Below are 20757 nucleotides of genomic sequence, written 5' to 3' on the forward strand. Positions count from 1 at the left end.
CGAGGCGTCTTATTCGAGGCACATGCGCCAGCGGCGGCCGATCGGCTTCCGCTGGCGCTTTTGCGTGGACAGCTACAGTCGCGCGGCCAGCTTGGTGCCTTGGGCGATGGCGCGCTTGGCGTCGAGTTCGGCAGCCACGTCGGCACCTCCGATGACATGCGTGGGTAGTCCGGAAGCTTTGAGTTCCGCGACCAGCGACCGGTTCGGTTCCTGCCCCGCGCAGATCACCACGTGGTCCACCGGCAGAAGCCGCGCCTCGCCATGCACCGTGATGTGCAGGCCGGCATCGTCGAAGCGCTCGTACGTAACCGCGCCGAGCATCTGCACATGCTTGGCCTTGAGGGTGGCGCGGTGCACCCAACCGGTGGTCTTGTTCAGCCGCGCGCCCGGCCGCCCCTCGGAGCGCTGCAACAGCCACACCTCGCGTGCCGGTGCCTCCGGATGGGCCGGCTCCAGGCCGCCGCGGTGGGCCATCTCCATGTCCACCCCCCATTCACGGCTCCAGCGAGCCACGTCGGTAATGGGCGACGGGCCAGTTTCAATCAGGAACTGCGCGACGTCGAAGCCGATGCCTCCTGCGCCGATGATCGCCACGCGGGGTCCGACCGGATGATCGTGAGCCAGTACATCCAGGTAACTCAGGACCCGGGGATCGTCTCTTCCGGCGAAGCTCACGGTGCGCGGCGTGATGCCCGTAGCCAGCACCACCTCGTCGAAACCGCCGCCAATCAGGTCGGCGGCCTCCACCGGACGTCCCAGCTGCACGATTACGCCGGCATCGCGCAGGCGATGGTCGAAATAGCGCAGCGTTTCGCTGAATTCCTCCTTGCCGGGGATGCGCTTGGCGTAGTTGAACTGCCCGCCGATGCGGCTGGCCCGATCGATCAGGGTGACCCGATGACCACGTTCGGCGAGTGTGCTGGCGCAGGCCAGTCCCGCCGGGCCGGCACCCACCACGGCAATGTGCTTGGTGGTGCCCGCGGGCGTGATCGCCAGCTCCGTTTCGTGGCAGGCGCGCGGGTTCACCAGGCAGCTCGCCCGGCGGTTCTGGAACACGTGGTCGAGGCAGGCCTGGTTGCAGGCAATGCAGGTGTTGATGCGGTCGGCGCGATCCGCCTCGGCCTTGCGTACCCACTGCGGATCGGCAAGCAGCGGGCGCGCCATCGACACCATGTCGGCCTGGCCGGAAGAGAGGATCTGTTCGGCGACCGCCGGCATGTTGATGCGGTTGGTCGTTACCAGCGGGACGGACACATGCTCCTTGAGGCGCTGGGTGACCCAGGCGAACGCTCCACGCGGCACCGATGTGACGATGGTCGGGATGCGCGCCTCGTGCCAGCCGATGCCGGTGTTGATGATGCTGGCGCCCGCTGCTTCGACCGCCCTGGCCAGCGTTACGATCTCGCTCCAGTCCTGTCCCTGTTCCACCAGATCGAGCATGGACAGGCGGTAGATCAGGATGAAGTCCTTGCCGACCGCCTCACGCGTGCGCTGCACGATCTCGATCGGAAGACGCATGCGGCGGTCCGCGTCGCCGCCCCATGCATCGTCGCGCCGGTTGGTGCGCGCGGCGATGAACTGGTTGATCAGGTAGCCCTCCGATCCCATGACCTCGACGCCGTCGTAACCGGCCTCCCGCGCGAGCACCGCGGTGCGCACGAAGTCGCTGATGGTGCGCTTCACCCCGCGGGCACTGAGCGCCCGGGGAGTGAATGGCGTGATCGGCGACTTGATGCGCGAAGGGGCGACCGACAACGGGTGGTAGCCATAGCGGCCGGCGTGCAGGATCTGAAGGCAGATCCGTCCGCCCTCGGCATGTACTGCACGGGTCACCTTGCGATGGCGTGCCACATGCCACGGCATCGACAGGCGTCCGCCCATCGGTTTGAGCCAGCCTGCGATGCTCGGCGCGATGCCGCCGGTGACCATCAGGCCCACGCCGCCGCGGGCGCGTTCGGCGAAATAGGCCGCCAGTTTGTCGAAATCGGCGGCGCGGTCTTCCAGCCCGGTGTGCATCGATCCCATCAGCACCCGGTTGGGCAGGACGAGGTGGCCCAGATCGAGCGGGGCGAGCAGGTGGGGGAAGGGCATGGGCAGAGTCCGATCAAACGATCGTATGAATCTGCCTGCGGCAGAGGGAGAAAAGCAAGCGGCCCGGCGCGGTCAGCGACGCGTGTCGGCAGGCATCTAGTCCCGCAGCTCGTTCACCAAGGCGATGTAGCGCGCCATGGCGTCATCCCGCGAGGTGCCCCGCAACTGGCTCCACGCCTCGTGCTTGGCGGTGCCGATGAAGTCGAAGAAGCCAGGCTGCGGTTGGTTGACGTCACCCTCCGCGCCCTGTTTGTAGAGCGCATAGAGCTTCAGCAGGGTGTCGTTTCCGGTCGACGCTGCAGCCGCTTGATGTCCTCGGCGGCTTGTTCGAAGGCGTGCTGGAGGTCGCTCATGACGGCTCGGCCGCGGGTCCGGACGGGACGGTGCGCCGGTTGATAGCACGCGCTCGCGCGCAGGGTCAACGCGTTACCATACGGGTTTGATCCACGTCAGGATGTGTCCATGAGCCGTTCCCCCATCGTGCCTGTACTCACCATCGACGGGCCGTCGGGATCGGGCAAGGGCACCATCAGCCGGCTGGTCGCCGAGCGACTCGGATGGCGCCTGCTCGACTCCGGCGCCCTTTACCGCGCGGTCGGCTATGCCGCGGGCGCCGCCGGCCTGGACCTTTCCGATGTCGATGCAGTGACCCGCTGCGCGCAGTCCACGAAGATCCGTTTCCAGCCGTCGGCCGACGGTCACGACACCCGGGTGCTGGTGAACGGCCACGACGCCAGCGACGAGTTGCGCACCGAAACCGCCGGCGCGGCGGCCTCGGCGATTGCCTCCATTCCCTCGGTGCGTCAGGCACTTGTCGACCTTCAGCTGGGCTTCCGCAAGGCACCGGGGCTGGTTGCGGACGGGCGCGACATGGGCACCGTGATCTTCCCTGATGCCGCCCACAAGGTGTTCCTCACTGCCAGCGCCGCCGAGCGGGCGAAAAGACGCTATAAGCAGTTGAAGGAAAAGGGACTCAGCGTTACACTTTCGGGCCTTCAGCGCGAAATTGAAGCGCGTGACGCCCGCGATGCCTCGCGAGCCGTCGCCCCGCTCAAGCCCGCCGCCGATGCGGTTCTGGTGGACACCACCGGCATGCCGATCGCCGACGTCGTCGCCAAAGTATTCGCCGTCGTACGGCCCTGACGGGTCGTTCGACGGTTTCAGCGCCCCAGCCGCGGCATGGGGTTTTGGTCAACGGTGGCAAGGGGATGTTCCCCGACTCACCCACAACCGGTGGGCCCATACGTTTTTTGCGCATTTACATCCGACGGCGCGCAAGAGATCACGGCCTTTCTTATTTCTGGAATCAACATGACTGAAAGTTTTGCCGAGCTGTTTGAACAGAGCCAGCAGGCCATTTCCAAGCTCAAGCCGGGCGCCATCGTCACGGGCATCGTGGTGGAGATCCGCAACGACGTTGTGGTGATCAACGCCGGCCTGAAGAGCGAAGGCATCGTCCCGATCGAGCAGTTCAAGGACGAGAAGGGCGAGTTGGAAGTGCAGGTGGGCGACGAGGTGAAGGTTGCCCTCGACGCGCTGGAAGACGGCTTCGGCGAGACCAAGCTCTCCCGCGAGAAGGCCAAGCGTTCGATGGTGTGGGACGACCTGGAGCAGGCGTTCGACAAGGAAGAGACCATCACCGGCATGATCTCGGGCAAGGTGAAGGGCGGTTTCACCGTCGACATCAAGGACGTCCGCGCGTTCCTGCCGGGCTCGCTGGTCGACGTGCGTCCGGTGCGTGACCCGGTCTACCTCGAGGGCAAGGAACTCGAGTTCAAGATCATCAAGCTCGACCGCAAGCGCAACAACGTGGTGGTCAGCCGCCGCGCCGTCGTCGAGACCGAGTTCTCCGAGGAGCGCGAGAAGCTGCTTGAGCGCCTGACCGAAGGCGCGGTAGTCAAGGGCACCGTCAAGAACCTCACTGACTACGGCGCGTTCGTGGACCTGGGCGGCATCGACGGCCTGCTGCACATCACCGACATGGCGTGGAAGCGCGTGCGTCACCCGTCCGAGGTGGTCAACGTCGGCGACGAGCTGGACGTCCGCGTGCTGAAGTACGACCGTGAGCGCAATCGCGTCTCGCTGGGCCTGAAGCAGCTGGGCGACGATCCGTGGGTTGCGATCGCCCGCCGTTACCCGGTCGGCAGCCGCCTGTTCGGCAAGGTCTCCAACGTCACCGATTACGGCTGCTTCGTCGAGATCGAGCCGGGCGTCGAGGGCCTGGTTCACGTGTCCGAGATGGATTGGACCAACAAGAACGTCAATCCGGCCAAGGTGGTTCAGGTCGGCGACGAGACCGAAGTGACGGTGCTGGACGTGGATGAAGAGCGTCGCCGCATCTCGCTGGGCATCAAGCAGACGCGCTCCAATCCGTGGGAAGCGTTCGCCGCGATGCACAAGAAGAACGACAAGGTGTCCGGCCAGATCAAGTCGATCACCGACTTCGGCATCTTCATCGGCCTGGAAGGCGGCATCGATGGCCTGGTCCATCTGTCCGACATCTCTTGGCAGGTGTCCGGCGAAGACCTCGTGCGCAACTTCAAGAAGGGCGACGAGATCGAGGCCGTGGTGCTGGCGGTGGATCCGGAGCGTGAGCGCATCTCGCTGGGTATCAAGCAGATGGAGCAGGATCCGTTCGGCCAGTTCATGGCGAGCAATCCGCGCGGCACCATCGTGAACGGCACGGTCAAGGAAGTGGACGCCAAGGGCGCCACGATCGACCTGGGCGAGGGCGTCGAGGGTTACCTGCGCGCCAACGACATCGCCAAGGAGCGTATCGACGATGCGACCCAGCACCTGAAGGTGGGCGACAAGGTCGAGGCCAAGTTCACCGGCATGGATCGCAAGGGCCGCGTGCTGCAGCTCTCGATCCGCGCGAAGGACGAGGAGGATGTGCAGGACCTGATGGCGGACTACGGTTCGGCCAGCACCGGCACCACCAAGCTCGGCGCACTGCTCCAGGAACAGCTGAACAAGTCCGAGTAACCTCGGCACCTGCCAGCGAAGCAAGACGCGGGGCGGCTTTACGGCCGCCCCGCCGTTGTAACGTCACGGACATTGGGGACCATGACCAAATCCGAATTGATAGAGGCGCTGGCACGGCGTCAGACGCATCTTGCGTTTGGTGATGTCGAGCTGGCGGTCAAGAGCGTGATCGAGCAGATGAGCCACGCCTTGTCCCATGGTGAGCGCATCGAGGTGCGTGGATTTGGCAGCTTCGCCCTGCATTACCGTCCGCCGCGCATGGGGCGCAACCCCAAGACCGGCGAGGCCGTGGCGCTTCCGGGCAAGCACGTTCCACATTTCAAGCCGGGCAAGGAGCTGCGCGAGCGGGTCAACCAGCAGCTGGAAGTTGCAGCAAGCTGAGTAGTGTTCGAAGCTGTATCGAGATGAGGCAGGCGGCGATGAGTCGGTCCTGCCTTTATTTTTGCGTGCGCTTCGGCGGTGACCCGTGCCCCGCGCATGCCTAGCCTGTGCCGGCCCGGGAGGGATCGGGTAAAGTTGCGCGATGCGCCTTATCGCTCTTCTCGTGATCCTGTTGTTCGTGGCCGCCGGCGTGGTGCTGGGCGCACTCAATGCTGACATGGTCAGCTATGACTTCGCCGTCGCCCGCTTCGCGTTGCCCAAGGGTGCGGCACTGCTCGGCGCCGTGGTGATCGGCTGGCTGCTCGGCGGCCTCACCGCCTGGCTGGGCGTGCAATGGCGCCATCGCAGGTCACGTCGTGCGCTGCTCAAGTCCCGGGACTCCGCCGCCACTCCATGAGCATGATCTACGCGTTGGCGCTGTTGGTTCCGACGGCGTTCGCCACCGGCTGGTGGACGGCGCGCCGGGCCGGCGTGCGGCGTTCCGGTGCCAAGGTGAGCGAGTTGTCATCGGATTACTTTCGCGGCCTGAACTATCTGCTCAACGAGGAGCAGGACAAGGCGATCGAGGTTTTCCTCAAGCTCGCCGAATACAACCGCGATACCGTGGAGACCCACCTCGCGCTGGGCAACCTCTTTCGTCGTCGCGGCGAGGTCGACCGCGCGATCCGCCTGCACCAGCACCTCGTGTCGCGCGAGGGATTGTCTGATGCCATGAAGACGGTGGCGCTGCTGGAGCTGGGGGAGGATTACATGCGGGCCGGCCTGCTCGACCGTGCGGAAACACTCTTCTGTGATCTCGTCGCCATGGATGCCCATGCGCCTTCGGCGCTGCGCCATCTGATTTCGATCTATCAACACGAGCGCGACTGGCACAAGGCCATCGAACACGCGCGTCGGCTCGAGGCAATGACCGGCGAGGACGAGGCGCCGATGGTTGCGCAGTTCTACTGCGAGCTGGCGGAGCGGGCGCGCCAGCATGGAGCACGTGCCGAGGCAGCCGGTTATCTGGAGCAGGCTTTCGCTTGCCAGCCGGCGTGCGTCCGGGCATTCATGCTGACCGGGCGATTGCACGCGGAAAATGGCGAGCATGAGCGGGCGATCGAGGCGTATGAAGCGGCCGTCGCCGCCGATGTGGCGTTCGTGCCGGAGATCCTGCCACCGCTGCTCAACAGTTATGCCTGTGCGCAGCAGATGGACCGCGCGGAGGCATTCCTGCAGGACATTCTTGCGCGCTACCACGGCATCTCGCCGGTGCTCGCGCTGACGCGTCTTCACGAGCAGCGCGATGGCGAGAAGGTGGCGGTGGAGTTCCTTACCGCCCAGTTGCGCCAGCGCCCCTCGGTGCGCGGCCTGATGGCGCTCATCGACGCCACCATGGACAAGATCCAGGGTGAGGCCAGGGACAATTTCCTGATCCTGCGCGACCTCACCAAGAAGCTGCTCGAGGGTCAGGCCATGTACCGCTGCAGCCGCTGCGGCTTCGGCGCCAAGGCACACCACTGGCAGTGCCCCAGTTGCAAGAGCTGGAGCACGATCCGGCCCATCCACGGCGTGGCCAACGAATAGCATGCCTGCAAGCGCGCCATGGCTGGCCTCTGGTCTGTTGCTGCTCTCGCTGGTGTTGTCGCTGTTGATCGTGCGACTGGCGATTCGCTACGCGCAGCGGCGCGGCATGCTGGACCAGCCCGGGCAGCGCCGCTCGCACAGCGCGCCTACCCCCAGGGGCGGAGGTATCGGCGTTGTGGTCGCGGTGCTCGCGTGCCTGCCCGGCAGCCTGCTCTGGCTGCCGCCGTCGCTACCGTCTGCGACGGTGGCAGCCGCATCGATCGGGCTGGTCCTGGTCGCAGCGATCGGATGGTGGGACGACCACCACGCGCTGCCGGTCCTGCCGCGGCTGGCCGTCCAGCTGGCCGCAATCGGCCTGGTCGCGTTCGCCTTCATCGCCACGGGGATGGCCTGGGCATGGTTGCCTCTGCTGTTGCTTGCCGGCGTAGGCAGCATCAACCTGCACAACTTCATGGATGGCATCGACGGGCTGCTCGCCCAGCAGGCCATGTTCGTGATGCTGGCCATGGCATGGCTGGCCTGGCGCGAGGAGCAAGCCGCGCTTGCCGCCGCAGCCGGCGTGGTGGCGCTGGCGTGCGTGGGCTTCTGGGTGTTCAATCGTGCGCCGGCGAGAATCTTCATGGGCGATGTCGGCAGTGGCGCCATGGGCTACTTGATATTCGTCATCGGTGCCATGCTCTGGCGTACGGATAGTGCGCTGATATGGCCCGTGGCCATACTTTGCGGTGCCTTCGTCACCGATGCCGGCTGGACATTGGCCGGACGCATGTGGCGCGGTAGACGCTGGTACAGTGCGCACCGCGAGCACCTGTACCAGTGGCTGGTACGCAAGGGGGCGGGTCATGGGCGGGTGGGCCTTGCCTACGCGGCCTGGAATGTTCTGGTGCTGGCACCGCTGGCATGGCTGGCGTGGCATCTGAAAGAGCAGGGATGGTGGGTCTGCGCAGTGAGTTACCTGCTGACCTCAGGGATGTGGATGATGCTCAAACGCCGGTGTCTGCGGCGCGAGCCATACAGGGTTCTTTATGTCGGTTCGTAAAGCCATCGCAGCGATCCATCCGCGTATCGCGGTCGTGCTGCATGACTTGCTGGCCGCGGCGCTGGCCTGGTGGATCGCCAAGGCGCTGCGTTACGCGATCAAGCCGGACGAGGTCGTCAGTTTCTTCGCCGCCGAGTTTCCGCTGGTGCTGCTGGTGCAAGGTCTGCTGTTCATGTGGACCGGTCTTTACCGCGGCGTGTGGCGCTTCGCCAGTCTGCCGGACCTGTGGAACATCCTGAAAGCCTCGCTCATGGGCAGCCTCGTGATCGGGGCAATGCTGTTCCTGTACAACCGTCTGGAAGGCGTGCCGCGCTCGATCCTGTTCCTTTACCCGGCGATCCTGGTCATTCTGCTCGGAGGGCCGCGGCTCAGTTACCGCTTCTGGAAAGACAGCCGGCTCGACCTGTTCGAATCCAACGCCGTCAAGCGCGTGCTCATCGTGGGCGCCGATCGGGCCGGCGAAGCGCTGCTGCGTGACCTCCGTCGCGACAGCCGTTATTCGGTAGTTGGCTTCGTCGACGACCTGGGCAGCCTGCGTGGAGCCAAGATCGGTGGTTATCCGGTGCTGGGTACGCTTGAGGAGCTGCCTGCCGTCGCCCGTGAGACCGGGGTGGAAATGCTGCTGATCGCTCTGCCCGGCGCCTCCACCGCGCAGATGCGCAAGGTGGTCGAACTGTGCGACGACACGGGCCTCCCGTACCGCACGGTGCCCCGGCTGGAGGACGTCGTCGCCGGCCGCGCGCACTTCAACGAGATCAAGGAGGTCGCGATCGAGGATCTGCTCGGCCGCGACGCGGTAGAGCTGGACTGGACTGCGATTCGTGAAACCCTCACCGGGCGGCGCGTTCTGGTCACCGGCGGTGGCGGCTCGATTGGCTCGGAGCTGTGCCGCCAGGTGGCGCGGCTCGGCGCGCAGTCGCTCACGGTGGTGGAGAACAGCGAGTACAACCTCTATCGCATTGCCAAGGAGCTGGCCGCCGATTATCCGGAGCTAATCCTCGCCCCGGTGCTGGCCGATTGCTGTGATCGCGCGGCCATGCAGCAGGTGTTCGTAGAGCATCGGCCGCAGGTGGTGTTCCATGCCGCGGCGTACAAGCATGTGCCGCTGCTGCAAAACCAGCTGCGCACGGCATTTCGCAACAATATCGTCGGCACACGGCAGATCGCCGATCTGGCGCACGAGCACGGCGTCGGCTGCTTCGTGCTGATCTCCACCGACAAGGCAGTCAATCCCACCAGCGTCATGGGCGCATGCAAGCGTATCGCCGAGATCTGGTGCCAGAACCTCAGCGCACGCTCGTCCACGCGCTTCATCACCGTGCGCTTCGGCAACGTGCTCGATTCCGCCGGTTCGGTGGTGCCGCTGTTTCGTCAACAAATCCGCGACGGTGGCCCGGTTACCGTCACCCACCCGGAGATGTCGCGTTACTTCATGACCATTCCGGAGGCCTGCCAGTTGATCCTGCAGGCCTCCAGCCTGGGTAACGGAGGCGAGATTTTCGCGCTGGACATGGGCGAGCCGGTGAAGATCCGGGATCTGGCCGAGCAGATGATCCGTCTGGCCGGAAAGAAACCCGGCACCGAGATTCCCATCGTCTACACCGGCCTTCGGGCCGGCGAGAAATTGTTCGAAGAGTTGTTCCACGCGCTGGAGAACTACAGCGAGACCTCACACGCCAAGATCTTCCTGGCGCAGCATCGCGAAGTCTCGTGGGACCTTCTGCAGGCCGCACTGAACAAGGCGAGTGCGGCGGTGGACCGTTTTGATGAAGAGGAATTGCGCCATTGCGTGTCGAGCCTGCTGCCGTCGTTCCGCTGGAGCGATACGGCGCAGCCCGCCAACGTGGTGTCGATTCGCCGACAGGACCCAGGAGAGATCTGAGTGAGCAAGCCGCTGCGCAAAGTCGTGTTTCCCGTGGCCGGTCTCGGCACGCGCTTCCTGCCCGCCACCAAGGTGGTGGCCAAGGAAATGCTGCCGGTGCTGGACCGCCCGTTGATCCAGTACGCGGTCGACGAGGCGGTCGACGCAGGGGCGGACACGCTGATTTTCGTCACCAATCGCTACAAGCACGCCATCGCCGACTACTTCGACAAGGCCTACGAGCTGGAGGCCAAGCTGGAGGAGAAGGGCAAGGCCGAGCTCCTGGCCATGGTGCAGGGCACGCTGCCCAAGCACGTGCGGGCGGTCTTCGTCACCCAGCCGGAAGCGCTCGGCCTGGGCCACGCGGTGCTTTGTGCCAAGCCGGTGGTGGGCGACGAGCCCTTCGGCGTGATCCTGCCGGACGACCTGATCTGGCACACCGGTCGCGGCGCGCTCGGCCAGATGGCCGACCTGGCGCAGTCCCAGGAGGCCGGGGTGATCGCGGTGGAAGAAGTGCCGCAGGATGAGACCGACAAGTACGGCATCGTCGACGCGACGCCGGTGGACGAGCGCAGCGCGCAGATCCGCCACATGGTGGAAAAGCCAAAGCCGGCCGACGCGCCGTCCAATCTCGCCGTGGTGGGACGTTACGTGTTGCCCGGACGCATCTTCGCGATGCTGGAGCAGACGACGCCGGGCGCCGGCGGCGAGATCCAGCTCACCGACGCGATCGAGGCGCTCCTGAAGGAGCAGGGCAAGGTGCTGGCCTATCGCTTCGAAGGCACTCGCTTCGACTGCGGCAACAAGGCCGGGCTGGTCCGCGCCACCATGCACATGGCCATGCAGGACCCCGCGCTCGCGGCGGTGGTGCGCGATTTCGTCGCCAGGCGGTGAGGCCCTGAGGGCTAGCCGTTGTTCGGTGCCTTCCGGACACGCACGCGGCGCTGAATAGCCTGCGTGTGCGTCCGCACTGCCCGCCGGCTGCGCAGAGAAGCCGGCAGGCGGATCAGCGCATGCACCGCCCGGACGCCGGGGCGCTATGCTCGCCCACCATGTCCCCCGACTCGCTGCCGGCTGTTTCCTACTATCGCGCCACGGCCACGGCATATCCGTCCTACGGGCGCCTGCAGGGGCGGCACGAGGCACGGGTGGCGATCATCGGTGGCGGCTACGCGGGACTCAACACCGCGTTGGGACTGGCCGAACGTGGCGTACGGGATGTGCTGCTGCTGGAGGCCGATCAGGTCGGCTTTGGCGCGTCCGGGCGCAACGGCGGGTTCGTCTTCGGCGGCTACTCGCTGGGCGAACAGGCCCTGCTGGATCAGTCGGGCGCGGGTCGGGCGCGCGACCTGTTCGCTCTCACCACCGCCGCCGTGCATCGCATCCGCGAACGGATCGCCCGCTACGGGATTGCCTGCGATGCGGTCGACGAGGGAGTGGTCTGGGCGAACTGGTTCCGTGACCCCCGCGTGCTGCGCCGGCGCCAGCAGTTGCTGGCCGAGCATTACGGCGTCGAGTGGCAATGGCTGCCGCGCGATGAGTTGCACGAGCGTGTCTGCAGCAATCGCTACTTCGATGGCTTGTTCGAGCGGGATGCACTGCACCTGCACCCTTTGAACTACGCGATCGGGCTGGCTGGTGCGGCGGCGGCGCAGGGCGTGGCCATCCACGAGCACAGCGCCGTGCGCAAGCTCGAACGACAGGGCCACCGCTGGCGCATCGCCACGGCCGAAGGCGAGGTGCTTGCCGATCAGGTGGTGCTGGCGTGTGGCGGTTACCTGGCAGGTTTGCATCGGCGCATCGATCGCGCGGTGCTGCCAATCGCGACCTACGTGATGGTCACCGAACCCCTGGGCGAGCGTCTTGCGTCCTGCCTGCGCACCCGCGCCGCGGTCTACGACAGCCGTTTTGCGTTCGACTACTACCGCCCGTTGCCGGATGGCCGGCTGCTCTGGGGTGGGCGCATCTCGGTGCGCAACCGCTCACCCGCCGCCGTGCAGAAGCTGCTGCGTCGCGACCTGCTCAAGGTGTTTCCGCAGTTGGGTCCGCACGTGCGCGTGGATTACGCGTGGTCCGGCCTGATGAGCTACGCGCGCCACCAGATGCCGCAGGTCGGTGGCGGCGACGATGGCCTCTGGTGGGCGCAGGCGTTCGGCGGCCACGGCGTGGCGCCGACCTGCGCGGCGGGGGAACTGATCGCCGCCGCCATTGCCTCCGGCGACGATGGCTGGAAGCAGTTTTCCGGCTACGGACTACCGAGCGCGCACCGTCCGGCGGGCTTCGTTGCGGCACAGGCCACGTACTGGTGGCACGAGTTCAACGACTGGCTGAAAACCCGGCTGGAAGCCTGAGCGGCGGCGCTGTGCCTGTCGGTCCGGCTGCGCTAACGTCGCGATTTTCGACGTGGAGCGCGTCATGACCGAAACCATTGCCGTGCCGGAGCTCAGCTGGCCGGAGTTCGAGAAGGTGCTGGCCGTGGCCGGCACCGTAACGCGGGTCGAGCCATTTCCCGAGGCGAGACGGCCTGCCTGGAAAGTGTGGGCGGACTTCGGCCCCTATGGTGAACGCAAGACCAGCGCGCAGATCGCGGCGCTGTACCAGCCGCAGGATCTCGTCGGCCGGCAGATCGTGGGCGTCATCAATTTTCCCGAGAAGCAGATTGGACCGTTCCGCTCGCAGTTCCTGCTCACCGGGTTCCACACCGATCGGGGCGTGGTGATCACGACGGTCGAGCGGCCGGTGCCCAACGGGGCCCGGCTGAGCTGATCTGCCGGGGCTTGCCTCAGGCTGCGCCAATGGCTCAGGTCGCGGCGTGCCGCTGGTTGTCCAGCCACACCTCCAGGCCCTGGGCGTTGAGCTTGATGTCCATGCCCAACACCAGCGCTTCGAGCGCCTCGCGGCCTTTGAGCCACCCGTGTGCCTCGGCGCGCTCGGTGTAGAGGTTGGCCAGTGACTGCGTGAGCGCCTCGTGGCGATCGTCGCGGCCATCGGCGGCACGGGCCAGTGCCACCATCGCATCGATCTGCGCGTGCAGGTCGGCGCCCAGTCGCTGCACGTCCTCGACCCGGCCGTAGTGGGTCAGGTACATGGCCTCGGGCTCGAGCGCGAGCAGGCGATCGATCGAGGCGTGCAGCGCCGGCGGGTCGAACTGCACTGGCGAGGTGGTCGGGATGATGAACGGCCCCTTGTCGGTATCGAGGGCGCGATAGGACAGCCCGAACGTGTCGCCGGTGAAGCAGACGTTCGCCTTCTTGTCATAGATGGCGTTGTGATGGCGGGCGTGTCCGGGCGTGTCCAGGCACACCAGCGGCCGCCCGGCCAGGTCCACCACATGTCCATCCGGCGCTTCCACCACGCGTTCGGACGGCACCGGCAACAGTCGGCCGTAGGTTTCGTCCATGACCGCTTCGCCATACACCTCGGCGGCCCCGTCCCACAGTCGCGACGGGTCGATCATGTGTCGTGCCCCGCGCGGGTGCACCACCAGCTGCGCCTGTGGCAGCAGCGAGAGCAGTTCGCCGGCGCCACCGGCGTGGTCCAGATGCACGTGGGTGAGGATCAGCCAGTTCACGTGCGCCGGTGTGAGTCCGGCCGCGTCCAGTGCCGCCATCATGCGCGGAATGCTGTAGTTGGTGCCGCAGTCGATGAAGGCAGCACGGTCTCCCTCGACCACCAGATAAGCCGCGTCGAAGTGCTGCCGCACGAAGCCGGTGTCGATGGTGTGGATGCCGTGTTCGTTGCTCATGGGCGCCTCCGCTGGAATCAAGCCTCGGAGGGTAGCAAGCCCGTGCGTGACGGGCAGTTGAACCTTTGTCGGGTGGGACAGGCTGCGCACCGGTGCTGTCGCCAGCGCGACCTGCACCTCGAGCCGACGTCGCCGGACGTGGCGGCTCCGCTGCAACGAAGACCGGCATCCTCCACGACCATTCCGGACGAAAACGGCGGCCCTGCGGTCGCCGCTCTCGTCGTGTTCGAGCTGAGCCCGGGTGTCAGGCCGCGGCGTCCACCAGCACCAGCTCGGCATCCTCCAGCGCGGTCACGCGCAGCGCCGGTTCGTTGCGGATGGCCGCACCGTCGCGGGCATCCAGCTTCACGCCGTTGACCTCGACCGAGCCGGTCGACGGCACCAGGTAGGACTGGCGGCCATCGGCCAGCACGTAGGTGGTGCTCTCGCCGGCTTTCAGCGTGGCGCCCAGCACGCGGGCGTCGGTGCGCAGGGGCAGAGCGTCAGTGTCGTCGGCAAAGCCGCTGGCCAGCGCCACGAACTTGCCCGAGCGCTCGCCGCGCGGGAACGGCTTGGCGCCCCACGACGGCGGCTTGCCGGTTTCGGTGGGGATGATCCAGATCTGGAAGATCCGCGTGGTGCCCGGCTCCAGGTTGTACTCGCTGTGGGTGATGCCGCTGCCCGCGCTCATCACCTGCACGTCGCCCGCTTCGGTACGACCTTCGTTGCCCAGGTTGTCGCGATGGGTGATGGCGCCCTCGCGCACGTAGGTAATGATCTCCATGTCGCCGTGCGAATGCGGCGGAAAGCCGGTGCCCGGGGCAATGGTGTCGTCGTTCCACACGCGCAGTGCGCCCCAGCCCATGCGCTTGGGATCGTGGTAGCTGGCGAACGAGAAATGGTGCTTGGCATCGAGCCAGCCGTGGTCGGCGCCGCCGAGGCTGTCGAAGGGTCTGCGTTCGATCATCACGTTCTCCCGAATGGAGGCGCCGTTCGGCGCCATGCAGCGAACGATAGGCTTGTTTCTCCCGTGCGCCTAGATGCGGCTAAAGAACTGACTGTTGTCCTATTGGATACATTTGAGAAACAGTCACTCGTCCCAGGACAGCATGATCTTGCCGATGTGATGCGAGCTTTCCATCAGCGCATGGGCCTGCGCGGCCTGCGCCGCGGGAAACACCTGGTGGATCACCGGGCGGACCGCTCCACGCCCGATCAGTGGCCACACCACGTCGTGCAGGCGCTGCGCGATGGCCGCCTTGAACGCCACCGGGCGGTTGCGCAGGGTGGAGCCGGTGACGGTGTGACGCCGGCGCATGAGTGCGCCGGCGTTGAACTGCACGTCGGCGCCGCCCAGCGTGGCGATGATTACCAACCGGCCGCCCTCGGCCATCGCCTCCAGCTCGCGCGGCACGTAGTCGCCGGCCACCATGTCGAGCACCACGTCGACGCCACGTCCGTCGGTGAGCCGCTTCACCTCGGTGACGAAGTCCTGTGTGCGGTAGTTGATGGCCGTGGCGCCCAGCGCCTCGCAGGCGCGGCATTTGTCGTCGCTGCCGGCGGTGGCGAACACTCGATGGCCGAGCGCGTGCGCGATCTGGATCGCGGTGACACCGATGCCGCTGGAGCCGCCTTGCACCAGCAATGTCTCGCTGGTGCCGCCTTCGCCATGGCCGAGCTGACCGCGGTCGAACACGTTGCTCCACACGGTGAAATGGTTCTCCGGCAAAGATGCCGCCTCGATCAGGCTCAGCCCCTCCGGTGCCGGCAGGCACTGACCCAGCGGCGCCACGGCGTACTCGGCATAGCCGCCGCCGGCCAGCAGCGCGCAGACGGCGTCGCCGGTCCGCAGGCCGAACGGATTGGCGCCGACAAAGTCGCCCTCCACCAGCGTGCCGGCCACTTCCAGCCCCGGCAGATCGGAAGCACCGGGCGGCGGCGGGTACTTGCCTTGGCGCTGGAACACATCCGGCCGGTTGACGCCCGAGGCGGCCACCTTGATCAACACCTCGCCGGGGCCGGGCACCGGCCGGGGTCGCTCGCAGGCAGCGAGCGCTTCGGGACCGCCCGGCTGGCGGATTTCGATGGCGCGCATGGCGGTCATGGGGTTTGCCTCGCAACAACGGGAAAACGGGCATCATCACGCATCGGCGGTGCAGAGCGCGCGACGCACGTCTACACCGTCCACACGGGGAGCAGCGGATGCAGCCATGCTGGCGCGATGACGCACGAGGGCGCGGGCTGACGACGCTGATGCGCCGGGTCGTGCTCATGCTGCCGGTCCTGCTCGCGATCCAGCTTGGCGGTTGCGCGCTGGTCCAAGTCAGGCAAGACGACCCGCGCAGCTATGACGAGAATCGCCGCGGCGACATCCTCACCACCGGTGCACTGAGCTTCGCCACGCGCAACGCGATCGCCCGCCTCGGCCTCGCGCCGGAGCGCTGCGGTGGTGCAGCGACTGCCTGTATCCAAGCCTTGCGGGCGGCCACCTTGCTCGACCACGACGCGCAGCTCGCTGCATTGGCCGAACTGACGCTGGGCGAGGCGCTCAAGGCGGACCGGGCAGGGGCCGTCAGTGCGCCGCGTCGCGTTGGTGCCTATCTCGACGCGGCGCGTTGCGCGTATGCCTATCTGTTCTTCGGCGACCGTTCGCCGCGCGAGCGCGCGTTCGAGGATCGCCAGACCCAGGTGCGCGATGCTTACAACTACGCGGTGGAACGCGTCGCCGCGCTGATGTTCGAGCAGGGCCAGCGGGCCGGACGCTTCCACCCGCCCGTGCCGGGCAGCGTCGAGGCGATCGATGGCTGGCAGTTGCGCTACGGCAGCATCGATCTGGTCTTGCCGCGGGGCGCGCCGAAGCTCGAAGCCATGGTGCCTGCCTCGCGCCTGCGTATCGATGGACTGGCGAGTGTCTACCGCCGCGACGGGCTGGGCGCCGAAGTGGTGATGGTGGCGCGCCCTGCTGCTGGCGTCGCTCCATCGCGGATGTCGCCGTTCGCCGATACCGGATACCTCCCGGCCACCGTGCTGCTGCGGTTTCCCGGCGCGTCGCTTGCGCAGGTGCTCGACGGGCACGAGGCGGTGGTCGATGCCCTCGATCCGTATCGCCGCGACAGCACTGCCGTGGCGGGGCAGGTGGTGCCGCTGGCGGCAAACTTCAGCGCGCCTTATGCGCTGTGGCTGGCTGATGCGGGCTTCGGCCGCAAGGCGATCGACAACCTGCTGGGGCGCGATAACGCGCTCGACCGGCCGCGTGTGTTTCTCATGCAGCCTTATGACCCGCGCCGGCTGACGGTGGTGATGATCCACGGGCTCGCCTCCAGCCCCGAAGCGTGGGTGAACCTCGCCAACGAGGTAATGGGCGATGAGGCGTTGCGCCAGCGCTACCAGATATGGGAGGTCTACTACCCCACCAACGCGCCTATCCCGGTGAACCTGGTGCAGATCCGCGCGGCGCTGGCGCAGACGTTCGCTGCACTGGACCCGCTCGGCACCGCGCCGGCCAGCCACCACGTCACGCTGGTAGGGCACAGCATGGGCGGGGTCATTGCGCGACTGCTGGTGGTCAACAGCGGTGACGCGCTGTGGCAGCGCATCTTCCGCGCGCCGGTTGACTCGCCGCGGCGCAAGCGGCTGGCCACGCTGGCGCCTTACCTGTCCATCACCCCACTGCCCGGGGTGGACGAGGCCATTTTCCTGGCAGCGCCGCACGCCGGCACCCCGATCGCGGGACACTGGCTGGCACGCGTGGTGACCCGGCTTATCCGTCTGCCCAAGACCCTGCTGGAGACCTCCGCGCGCATCGCCGAAGTGCTTGCCGGCGAGCTGCCCGAGCAGGCCGCGCTGTTTCGCACTGCGCCTACCGGCGTTGACTTGCTGCGCGATTCCAGCCCTTACCTGCGCGCCACGTCCACGCTGCCGATCGTGGACGGCGTGCGCTACCACTCGATCATCGCGCGGCGCAGCGCAGGCGTTCCGCTGGCCGAGTCCACCGACGGCTTCGTGCCGTACGCCAGCGCCCATCTGGCGGGGGCAGCCAGCGAAAAAATCATCATGTCCGGCCACAGCGTGCAGGAGACACCGCAGGCGATCCTGGAGATCCGCCGCATCCTGCGCGAACACGCCGGCGTCGGGCCGGCGGACACGGCACCGCCCGCGCAAGGCGCTCGCTGAGCTCACCCCCGATGCTGCCCACGGCGCACTGTGGCCTGTCGGCGCCGGCGCCGGTGCCCGGGCCGGCCAACGAGGACGAAGCCGCTCCTGCGCCCGGCAGCGGCACGCGGGATGCGCATGCGACAGGATGCCAAGGCTCCGCCTCACCCGACCGCTGGCGAAACCGACCAGCGGACGACACGCAATTTCCGGTCGCCACGACGATGGGCGCGAGTCGAGGAAGCGCGGACGGGGACCACGTCGCCGGCTCGTGCGCCAAGGTTTGCTCCCGCCGACCCGCAGCACTGCTGCCCGCGCCGGGGCTGCGTCATGGCGTGCGGCCCGGGCGGTACTCGACCAGCACGCGGCCGTGCCGCGGCTAGTGGCCTGCGTGCTGCTCTTCGTCGTTCTCGTCGTCGCTGCGCACCTGGGCATGGCTGATCAGCGCGAAGATCAGGCTGCCGCCCACGATGTTGCCGGCGAGCGTGGGCAGGGCGAACCGGGTGGCATAGTCACCGGCACTCACCGTGCCTTCGAACACCAGGTACATCACTTCGACCGAGCCGACGATGATGTGCGTGAAGTCGCCCAGTGCGATCACGTAGGTGACGATGATGATCACCGCGATCTTGCCGCGCTCGGCGGCGGGCAGGAGCCACACCATGGTGGCGATCAGCCAGCCGGCGGCGATGCCCTTGGTGAACATCTGCCACGGAGTGTTGTGCATCAGCGCGGTGCCCATCGCGTGCAGCGACGCCTGGGTCGAGGCATCGAACAACTGCATGTTCAGCATGCCCCAGGCGAACAAGGCGCCGCCGACCACGTTGCCCAGGAACACCACGCCCCACAGCCGCAGCAGGCAGCCGAGCTTGCCCCAGCCCGGCTCGGTCATCAGCGGCAGCACCGCGGTCATGGTGTTCTCGGTGAACAGCTGCTGGCGCGCCAGGATCACCACCAGAAAGCCGAACGGATAGCCCAGGCTTTCAATCAGGAAGGCGCCGGGCAGGCCCTGCACGTGGTGGTGGAGCAGGGCGCGAGCCAGCATCGAGAAGCCCATCGTCATGCCGGCGGCCAGCGACGACCAGCCCAGCGCCGAGACGCTGCGCTCGAGCTCCTGCTCGCCCTCGCGGCGGATCGTTTCGTGCAGTACGACCGGGCGCGGCGGACGCAGGTGGCGCACGTCGCCCCGCTCTTCGGTCGACATGGCGAAGCCCTCGCCGTCCTCCTTGGTGGTGGGCTCTTCTTCCGATGGCTTGGCCACGGGCAGTTCCGTACAGTTGGGTCCGGCGACCGTAGGCGCCGGCATGTCACGCGAGTGTGGACGCCCCGCTCAAGTCCATCGCAGCGCCGCCGCTATGCGAAGAGAGAAGTTCCTCCGTCCCGCCGCGCCACCTGCCGCGGTGGCCAGTACTCGAGCCCTCGCGGAGGGTGTCGCATGTTGGATTGGTTACCGTCTTGCCTGGCGCTCGCCGCCGTTGATGCGCCGTTTGCGGCCTGGCCGGCTGTCGGTGCCCACGCCGCCGGTGGTGCGCTGCTGACGCTGGTGGCACTGGCCTCGCGCATCGGCCTACGGCGTCCCGGCCAGACGCGCAACGCGCTGGCGGCCTTCATCGCGGGGCGGCTGGAGCGGATCATGCTCGGCGGCGCCGAGAACTCGTTCTTCCTCGACCGGCTCAAGGCAAAGACCAGCCAGGACGTGGACCGCGCCCGCCAGATCGCCGGTCATGCCGACGCCATTGCCGACACCACGCGCCAGATCGCCGACGGCGCCGCCCGCGCCCGCGACGTGGCTGCGCGCTCACGCCAGGAGAGTGAACGCGGCAGCGCAGAGATCGCGCTCAGCCTGGGCCGCTTTCAACGGGCGCGGGAGCGCGCAGCCGCCACCGCGCACGACATGCGCACGCTGCAGCAGCAGGCCGAGACGATCCAGCGCATCGCCGACGTGATCGGCGACATCGCCATGCAGACGCACCTGCTCTCGCTCAATGCGTCGATCGAGTCGGCGCGCGCAGGCGAGCACGGCAAAGGCTTTGCGGTGGTGGCGCAGGAGGTGCGGGCGCTGGCCCATCGGGCCCGCGATGCGTCCAAGGACATTCTCGTATCGCTGCAGGACGTCCACGAGCAGGCCGACCGCACCGCCGGGGCCATGCAGGCGCTCAGCGCCGAAGTGGACCAGGGCGCAGAACAGGCCGAGGCCGCAGTGGGGGTGCTCGGCCGCATCGGCCAGCTCGCCGCGGACGCGGAGCACGAGATCGAATACATCGCCGGCATGGCCGCCACCCACGTCGATGCCACGCGGCTGATCTCCGACGCCGTACAGGCCATGCTCGACGGGCTCGCGCATACCGAGAGCGAGCTGCCGAAGGCGGCGGACGCCAGCCTGGCCCAGGCCGACGTGGCCGAAGAACTTTTCGACGCCACCATCGACCAGGCCGACCCGCTGCACCTGCGCCTGCGCGAGGCCGCCATGCGCGCGGCTGCCGCCGTGGGCGCGCAGTTCGAACGCAGCATCGACGACGGTCGCATCAGCCTGGATGACTTGCTCGATCGGGCCTATCAGAGCGTACCCGGCACGCGCCCGGAGAAATTCCGCACCCGCTACGACAGCTACACCGACGAGGTGCTGCCGGCGATCCAGGAGCCCGTGCTGGCCGCGAACCCGGAGGCTGCGTTCGCCTGCTCGATGGACGACGGCGGCTATTTCGGCACCCACAACCGCGCCTTTTCGCAGCCGCTGACGGGCGACTACGAGAAGGACGTGAAAGTCAGCCGCTCCAAGCGCCGCCTCACCGATCGCACGATCAGCCGCTGCGCCGCGAGCACCCGGCCGTACCTGTTGCAGACCTACAAGCGCGACACCGGCGAGACCATGTATGACGTATCCGCGCCGGTCATGGTCAAGGGCCGGCACTGGGGCGCCTTCCGGATCGGCTACCGCCCGCCCGTGCGGCCCTGAGC

The 20757-nt window shown here is 67.2% G+C and carries 17 protein-coding genes and 1 pseudogene; 12 read left to right on the forward strand and 6 right to left on the reverse strand.

Annotated elements, in window-relative coordinates; all coding sequences use genetic code 11:
• Positions 1-72: 72 nt before the first annotated feature.
• Positions 73-2091: an FAD-dependent oxidoreductase gene (locus tag VFG40_RS13065; RefSeq protein ID WP_324898160.1), complete on the reverse strand. Its 2019-nt coding sequence runs from the start codon at positions 2089-2091 to the stop codon at positions 73-75.
• A 96-nt stretch (positions 2092-2187) separates the two neighbouring features.
• Positions 2188-2444: pseudogene (locus VFG40_RS13070) on the reverse strand (acyl-CoA-binding protein).
• A 109-nt stretch (positions 2445-2553) separates the two neighbouring features.
• On the opposite strand from VFG40_RS13070, the gene cmk reads away from it, so the two are divergent.
• From cmk to VFG40_RS13120, 10 genes are all read left to right on the forward strand, one after another.
• The gene (gene cmk, locus VFG40_RS13075) at positions 2554-3234 is read left to right on the forward strand and encodes a (d)CMP kinase (RefSeq protein ID WP_324898222.1); all 681 of its coding nucleotides are present in this window, start codon (positions 2554-2556) and stop codon (positions 3232-3234) included.
• A 168-nt stretch (positions 3235-3402) separates the two neighbouring features.
• Positions 3403-5076 (forward strand): 30S ribosomal protein S1, encoded by a 1674-nt coding sequence (gene rpsA, locus VFG40_RS13080; protein ID WP_324898162.1) that lies wholly within the window; start codon positions 3403-3405, stop codon positions 5074-5076.
• Positions 5077-5085: 9 nt separating this feature from the next.
• Positions 5086-5457 (forward strand): integration host factor subunit beta, encoded by a 372-nt coding sequence (locus VFG40_RS13085; protein WP_324898224.1) that lies wholly within the window; start codon positions 5086-5088, stop codon positions 5455-5457.
• Between the two features lie 142 nt (positions 5458-5599).
• Positions 5600-5854: a lipopolysaccharide assembly protein LapA domain-containing protein gene (locus VFG40_RS13090; RefSeq protein WP_324898164.1), complete on the forward strand. Its 255-nt coding sequence runs from the start codon at positions 5600-5602 to the stop codon at positions 5852-5854.
• Positions 5851-7023: a lipopolysaccharide assembly protein LapB gene (lapB, locus tag VFG40_RS13095; RefSeq protein ID WP_324898166.1), complete on the forward strand. Its 1173-nt coding sequence runs from the start codon at positions 5851-5853 to the stop codon at positions 7021-7023. The genes VFG40_RS13090 and lapB overlap by 4 nt, the downstream gene beginning before the upstream one ends.
• A gap of 106 nt (positions 7024-7129) precedes the next feature.
• Positions 7130-8062, forward strand: coding sequence for an MraY family glycosyltransferase (locus tag VFG40_RS13100; protein WP_324898168.1), 933 nt, complete (start codon positions 7130-7132; stop codon positions 8060-8062).
• Entirely contained in the window at positions 8049-9944 is a 1896-nt protein-coding gene (locus tag VFG40_RS13105; protein WP_324898170.1) for a polysaccharide biosynthesis protein, read from the forward strand. The genes VFG40_RS13100 and VFG40_RS13105 overlap by 14 nt, the downstream gene beginning before the upstream one ends.
• Complete coding sequence (galU, locus tag VFG40_RS13110) at positions 9945-10817, forward strand: UTP--glucose-1-phosphate uridylyltransferase GalU (protein WP_324898172.1); 873 nt, start codon at positions 9945-9947, stop codon at positions 10815-10817.
• 119 nt (positions 10818-10936) lie between these two features.
• Positions 10937-12274, forward strand: a complete 1338-nt coding sequence (locus VFG40_RS13115) for an NAD(P)/FAD-dependent oxidoreductase (protein WP_324898174.1) — start codon at positions 10937-10939, stop codon at positions 12272-12274.
• Between the two features lie 64 nt (positions 12275-12338).
• Positions 12339-12689: a tRNA-binding protein gene (locus VFG40_RS13120; protein WP_324898176.1), complete on the forward strand. Its 351-nt coding sequence runs from the start codon at positions 12339-12341 to the stop codon at positions 12687-12689.
• Between the two features lie 34 nt (positions 12690-12723).
• On the opposite strand, the gene VFG40_RS13125 is transcribed toward VFG40_RS13120, so the two are convergent.
• The 3 genes from VFG40_RS13125 to VFG40_RS13135 form a co-directional block, all read right to left on the reverse strand.
• The gene (locus tag VFG40_RS13125) at positions 12724-13668 is read right to left on the reverse strand and encodes an MBL fold metallo-hydrolase (protein WP_324898178.1); all 945 of its coding nucleotides are present in this window, start codon (positions 13666-13668) and stop codon (positions 12724-12726) included.
• A 244-nt stretch (positions 13669-13912) separates the two neighbouring features.
• A complete protein-coding gene (locus VFG40_RS13130; protein WP_324898180.1) occupies positions 13913-14614 on the reverse strand; it encodes a pirin family protein in 702 nt (233 codons plus the stop codon).
• Between the two features lie 123 nt (positions 14615-14737).
• Positions 14738-15751: an NAD(P)H-quinone oxidoreductase gene (locus tag VFG40_RS13135; protein ID WP_324898182.1), complete on the reverse strand. Its 1014-nt coding sequence runs from the start codon at positions 15749-15751 to the stop codon at positions 14738-14740.
• 167 nt (positions 15752-15918) lie between these two features.
• Here VFG40_RS13135 and VFG40_RS13140 point away from each other — a divergent pair, with 167 nt between their 5' ends.
• Positions 15919-17820, forward strand: a complete 1902-nt coding sequence (locus VFG40_RS13140; RefSeq protein WP_324898183.1) for an esterase/lipase family protein — start codon at positions 15919-15921, stop codon at positions 17818-17820.
• A gap of 358 nt (positions 17821-18178) precedes the next feature.
• Here the strand turns inward: VFG40_RS13140 and VFG40_RS13145 are convergent, their stop codons facing one another.
• Positions 18179-19060, reverse strand: coding sequence for a formate/nitrite transporter family protein (locus tag VFG40_RS13145; protein ID WP_324898184.1), 882 nt, complete (start codon positions 19058-19060; stop codon positions 18179-18181).
• A 174-nt stretch (positions 19061-19234) separates the two neighbouring features.
• On the opposite strand from VFG40_RS13145, the gene VFG40_RS13150 reads away from it, so the two are divergent.
• Positions 19235-20755 (forward strand): methyl-accepting chemotaxis protein, encoded by a 1521-nt coding sequence (locus VFG40_RS13150; RefSeq protein WP_324898186.1) that lies wholly within the window; start codon positions 19235-19237, stop codon positions 20753-20755.
• Positions 20756-20757: the final 2 nt, after the last annotated feature.

The sequence above is a fragment of the Dyella sp. genome (assembly GCF_035685805.1).
GTDB lineage: Bacteria > Pseudomonadota > Gammaproteobacteria > Xanthomonadales > Rhodanobacteraceae > Dyella_A.

Bases quoted from the DNA above. Each gene is read 5' to 3' on its own strand.
- VFG40_RS13100 (WP_324898168.1), top strand. From the start codon at position 7,130: ATGCTGGACCAGCCCGGGCAGCGCCGCTCGCACAGCGCGCCTACCCCC.
- VFG40_RS13105 (WP_324898170.1), top strand. From the start codon at position 8,049: ATGTCGGTTCGTAAAGCCATCGCAGCGATCCATCCGCGTATCGCGGTC.
- VFG40_RS13065 (WP_324898160.1), bottom strand. From the start codon at position 2,091: ATGCCCTTCCCCCACCTGCTCGCCCCGCTCGATCTGGGCCACCTCGTC.
- VFG40_RS13125 (WP_324898178.1), bottom strand. From the start codon at position 13,668: ATGAGCAACGAACACGGCATCCACACCATCGACACCGGCTTCGTGCGG.
- VFG40_RS13090 (WP_324898164.1), top strand. From the start codon at position 5,600: ATGCGCCTTATCGCTCTTCTCGTGATCCTGTTGTTCGTGGCCGCCGGC.
- VFG40_RS13140 (WP_324898183.1), top strand. From the start codon at position 15,919: ATGCTGCCGGTCCTGCTCGCGATCCAGCTTGGCGGTTGCGCGCTGGTC.
- rpsA (WP_324898162.1), top strand. From the start codon at position 3,403: ATGACTGAAAGTTTTGCCGAGCTGTTTGAACAGAGCCAGCAGGCCATT.
- VFG40_RS13130 (WP_324898180.1), bottom strand. From the start codon at position 14,614: ATGATCGAACGCAGACCCTTCGACAGCCTCGGCGGCGCCGACCACGGC.
- cmk (WP_324898222.1), top strand. From the start codon at position 2,554: ATGAGCCGTTCCCCCATCGTGCCTGTACTCACCATCGACGGGCCGTCG.
- VFG40_RS13150 (WP_324898186.1), top strand. From the start codon at position 19,235: ATGTTGGATTGGTTACCGTCTTGCCTGGCGCTCGCCGCCGTTGATGCG.
- VFG40_RS13120 (WP_324898176.1), top strand. From the start codon at position 12,339: ATGACCGAAACCATTGCCGTGCCGGAGCTCAGCTGGCCGGAGTTCGAG.
- lapB (WP_324898166.1), top strand. From the start codon at position 5,851: ATGAGCATGATCTACGCGTTGGCGCTGTTGGTTCCGACGGCGTTCGCC.
- VFG40_RS13115 (WP_324898174.1), top strand. From the start codon at position 10,937: ATGCACCGCCCGGACGCCGGGGCGCTATGCTCGCCCACCATGTCCCCC.
- VFG40_RS13135 (WP_324898182.1), bottom strand. From the start codon at position 15,751: ATGACCGCCATGCGCGCCATCGAAATCCGCCAGCCGGGCGGTCCCGAA.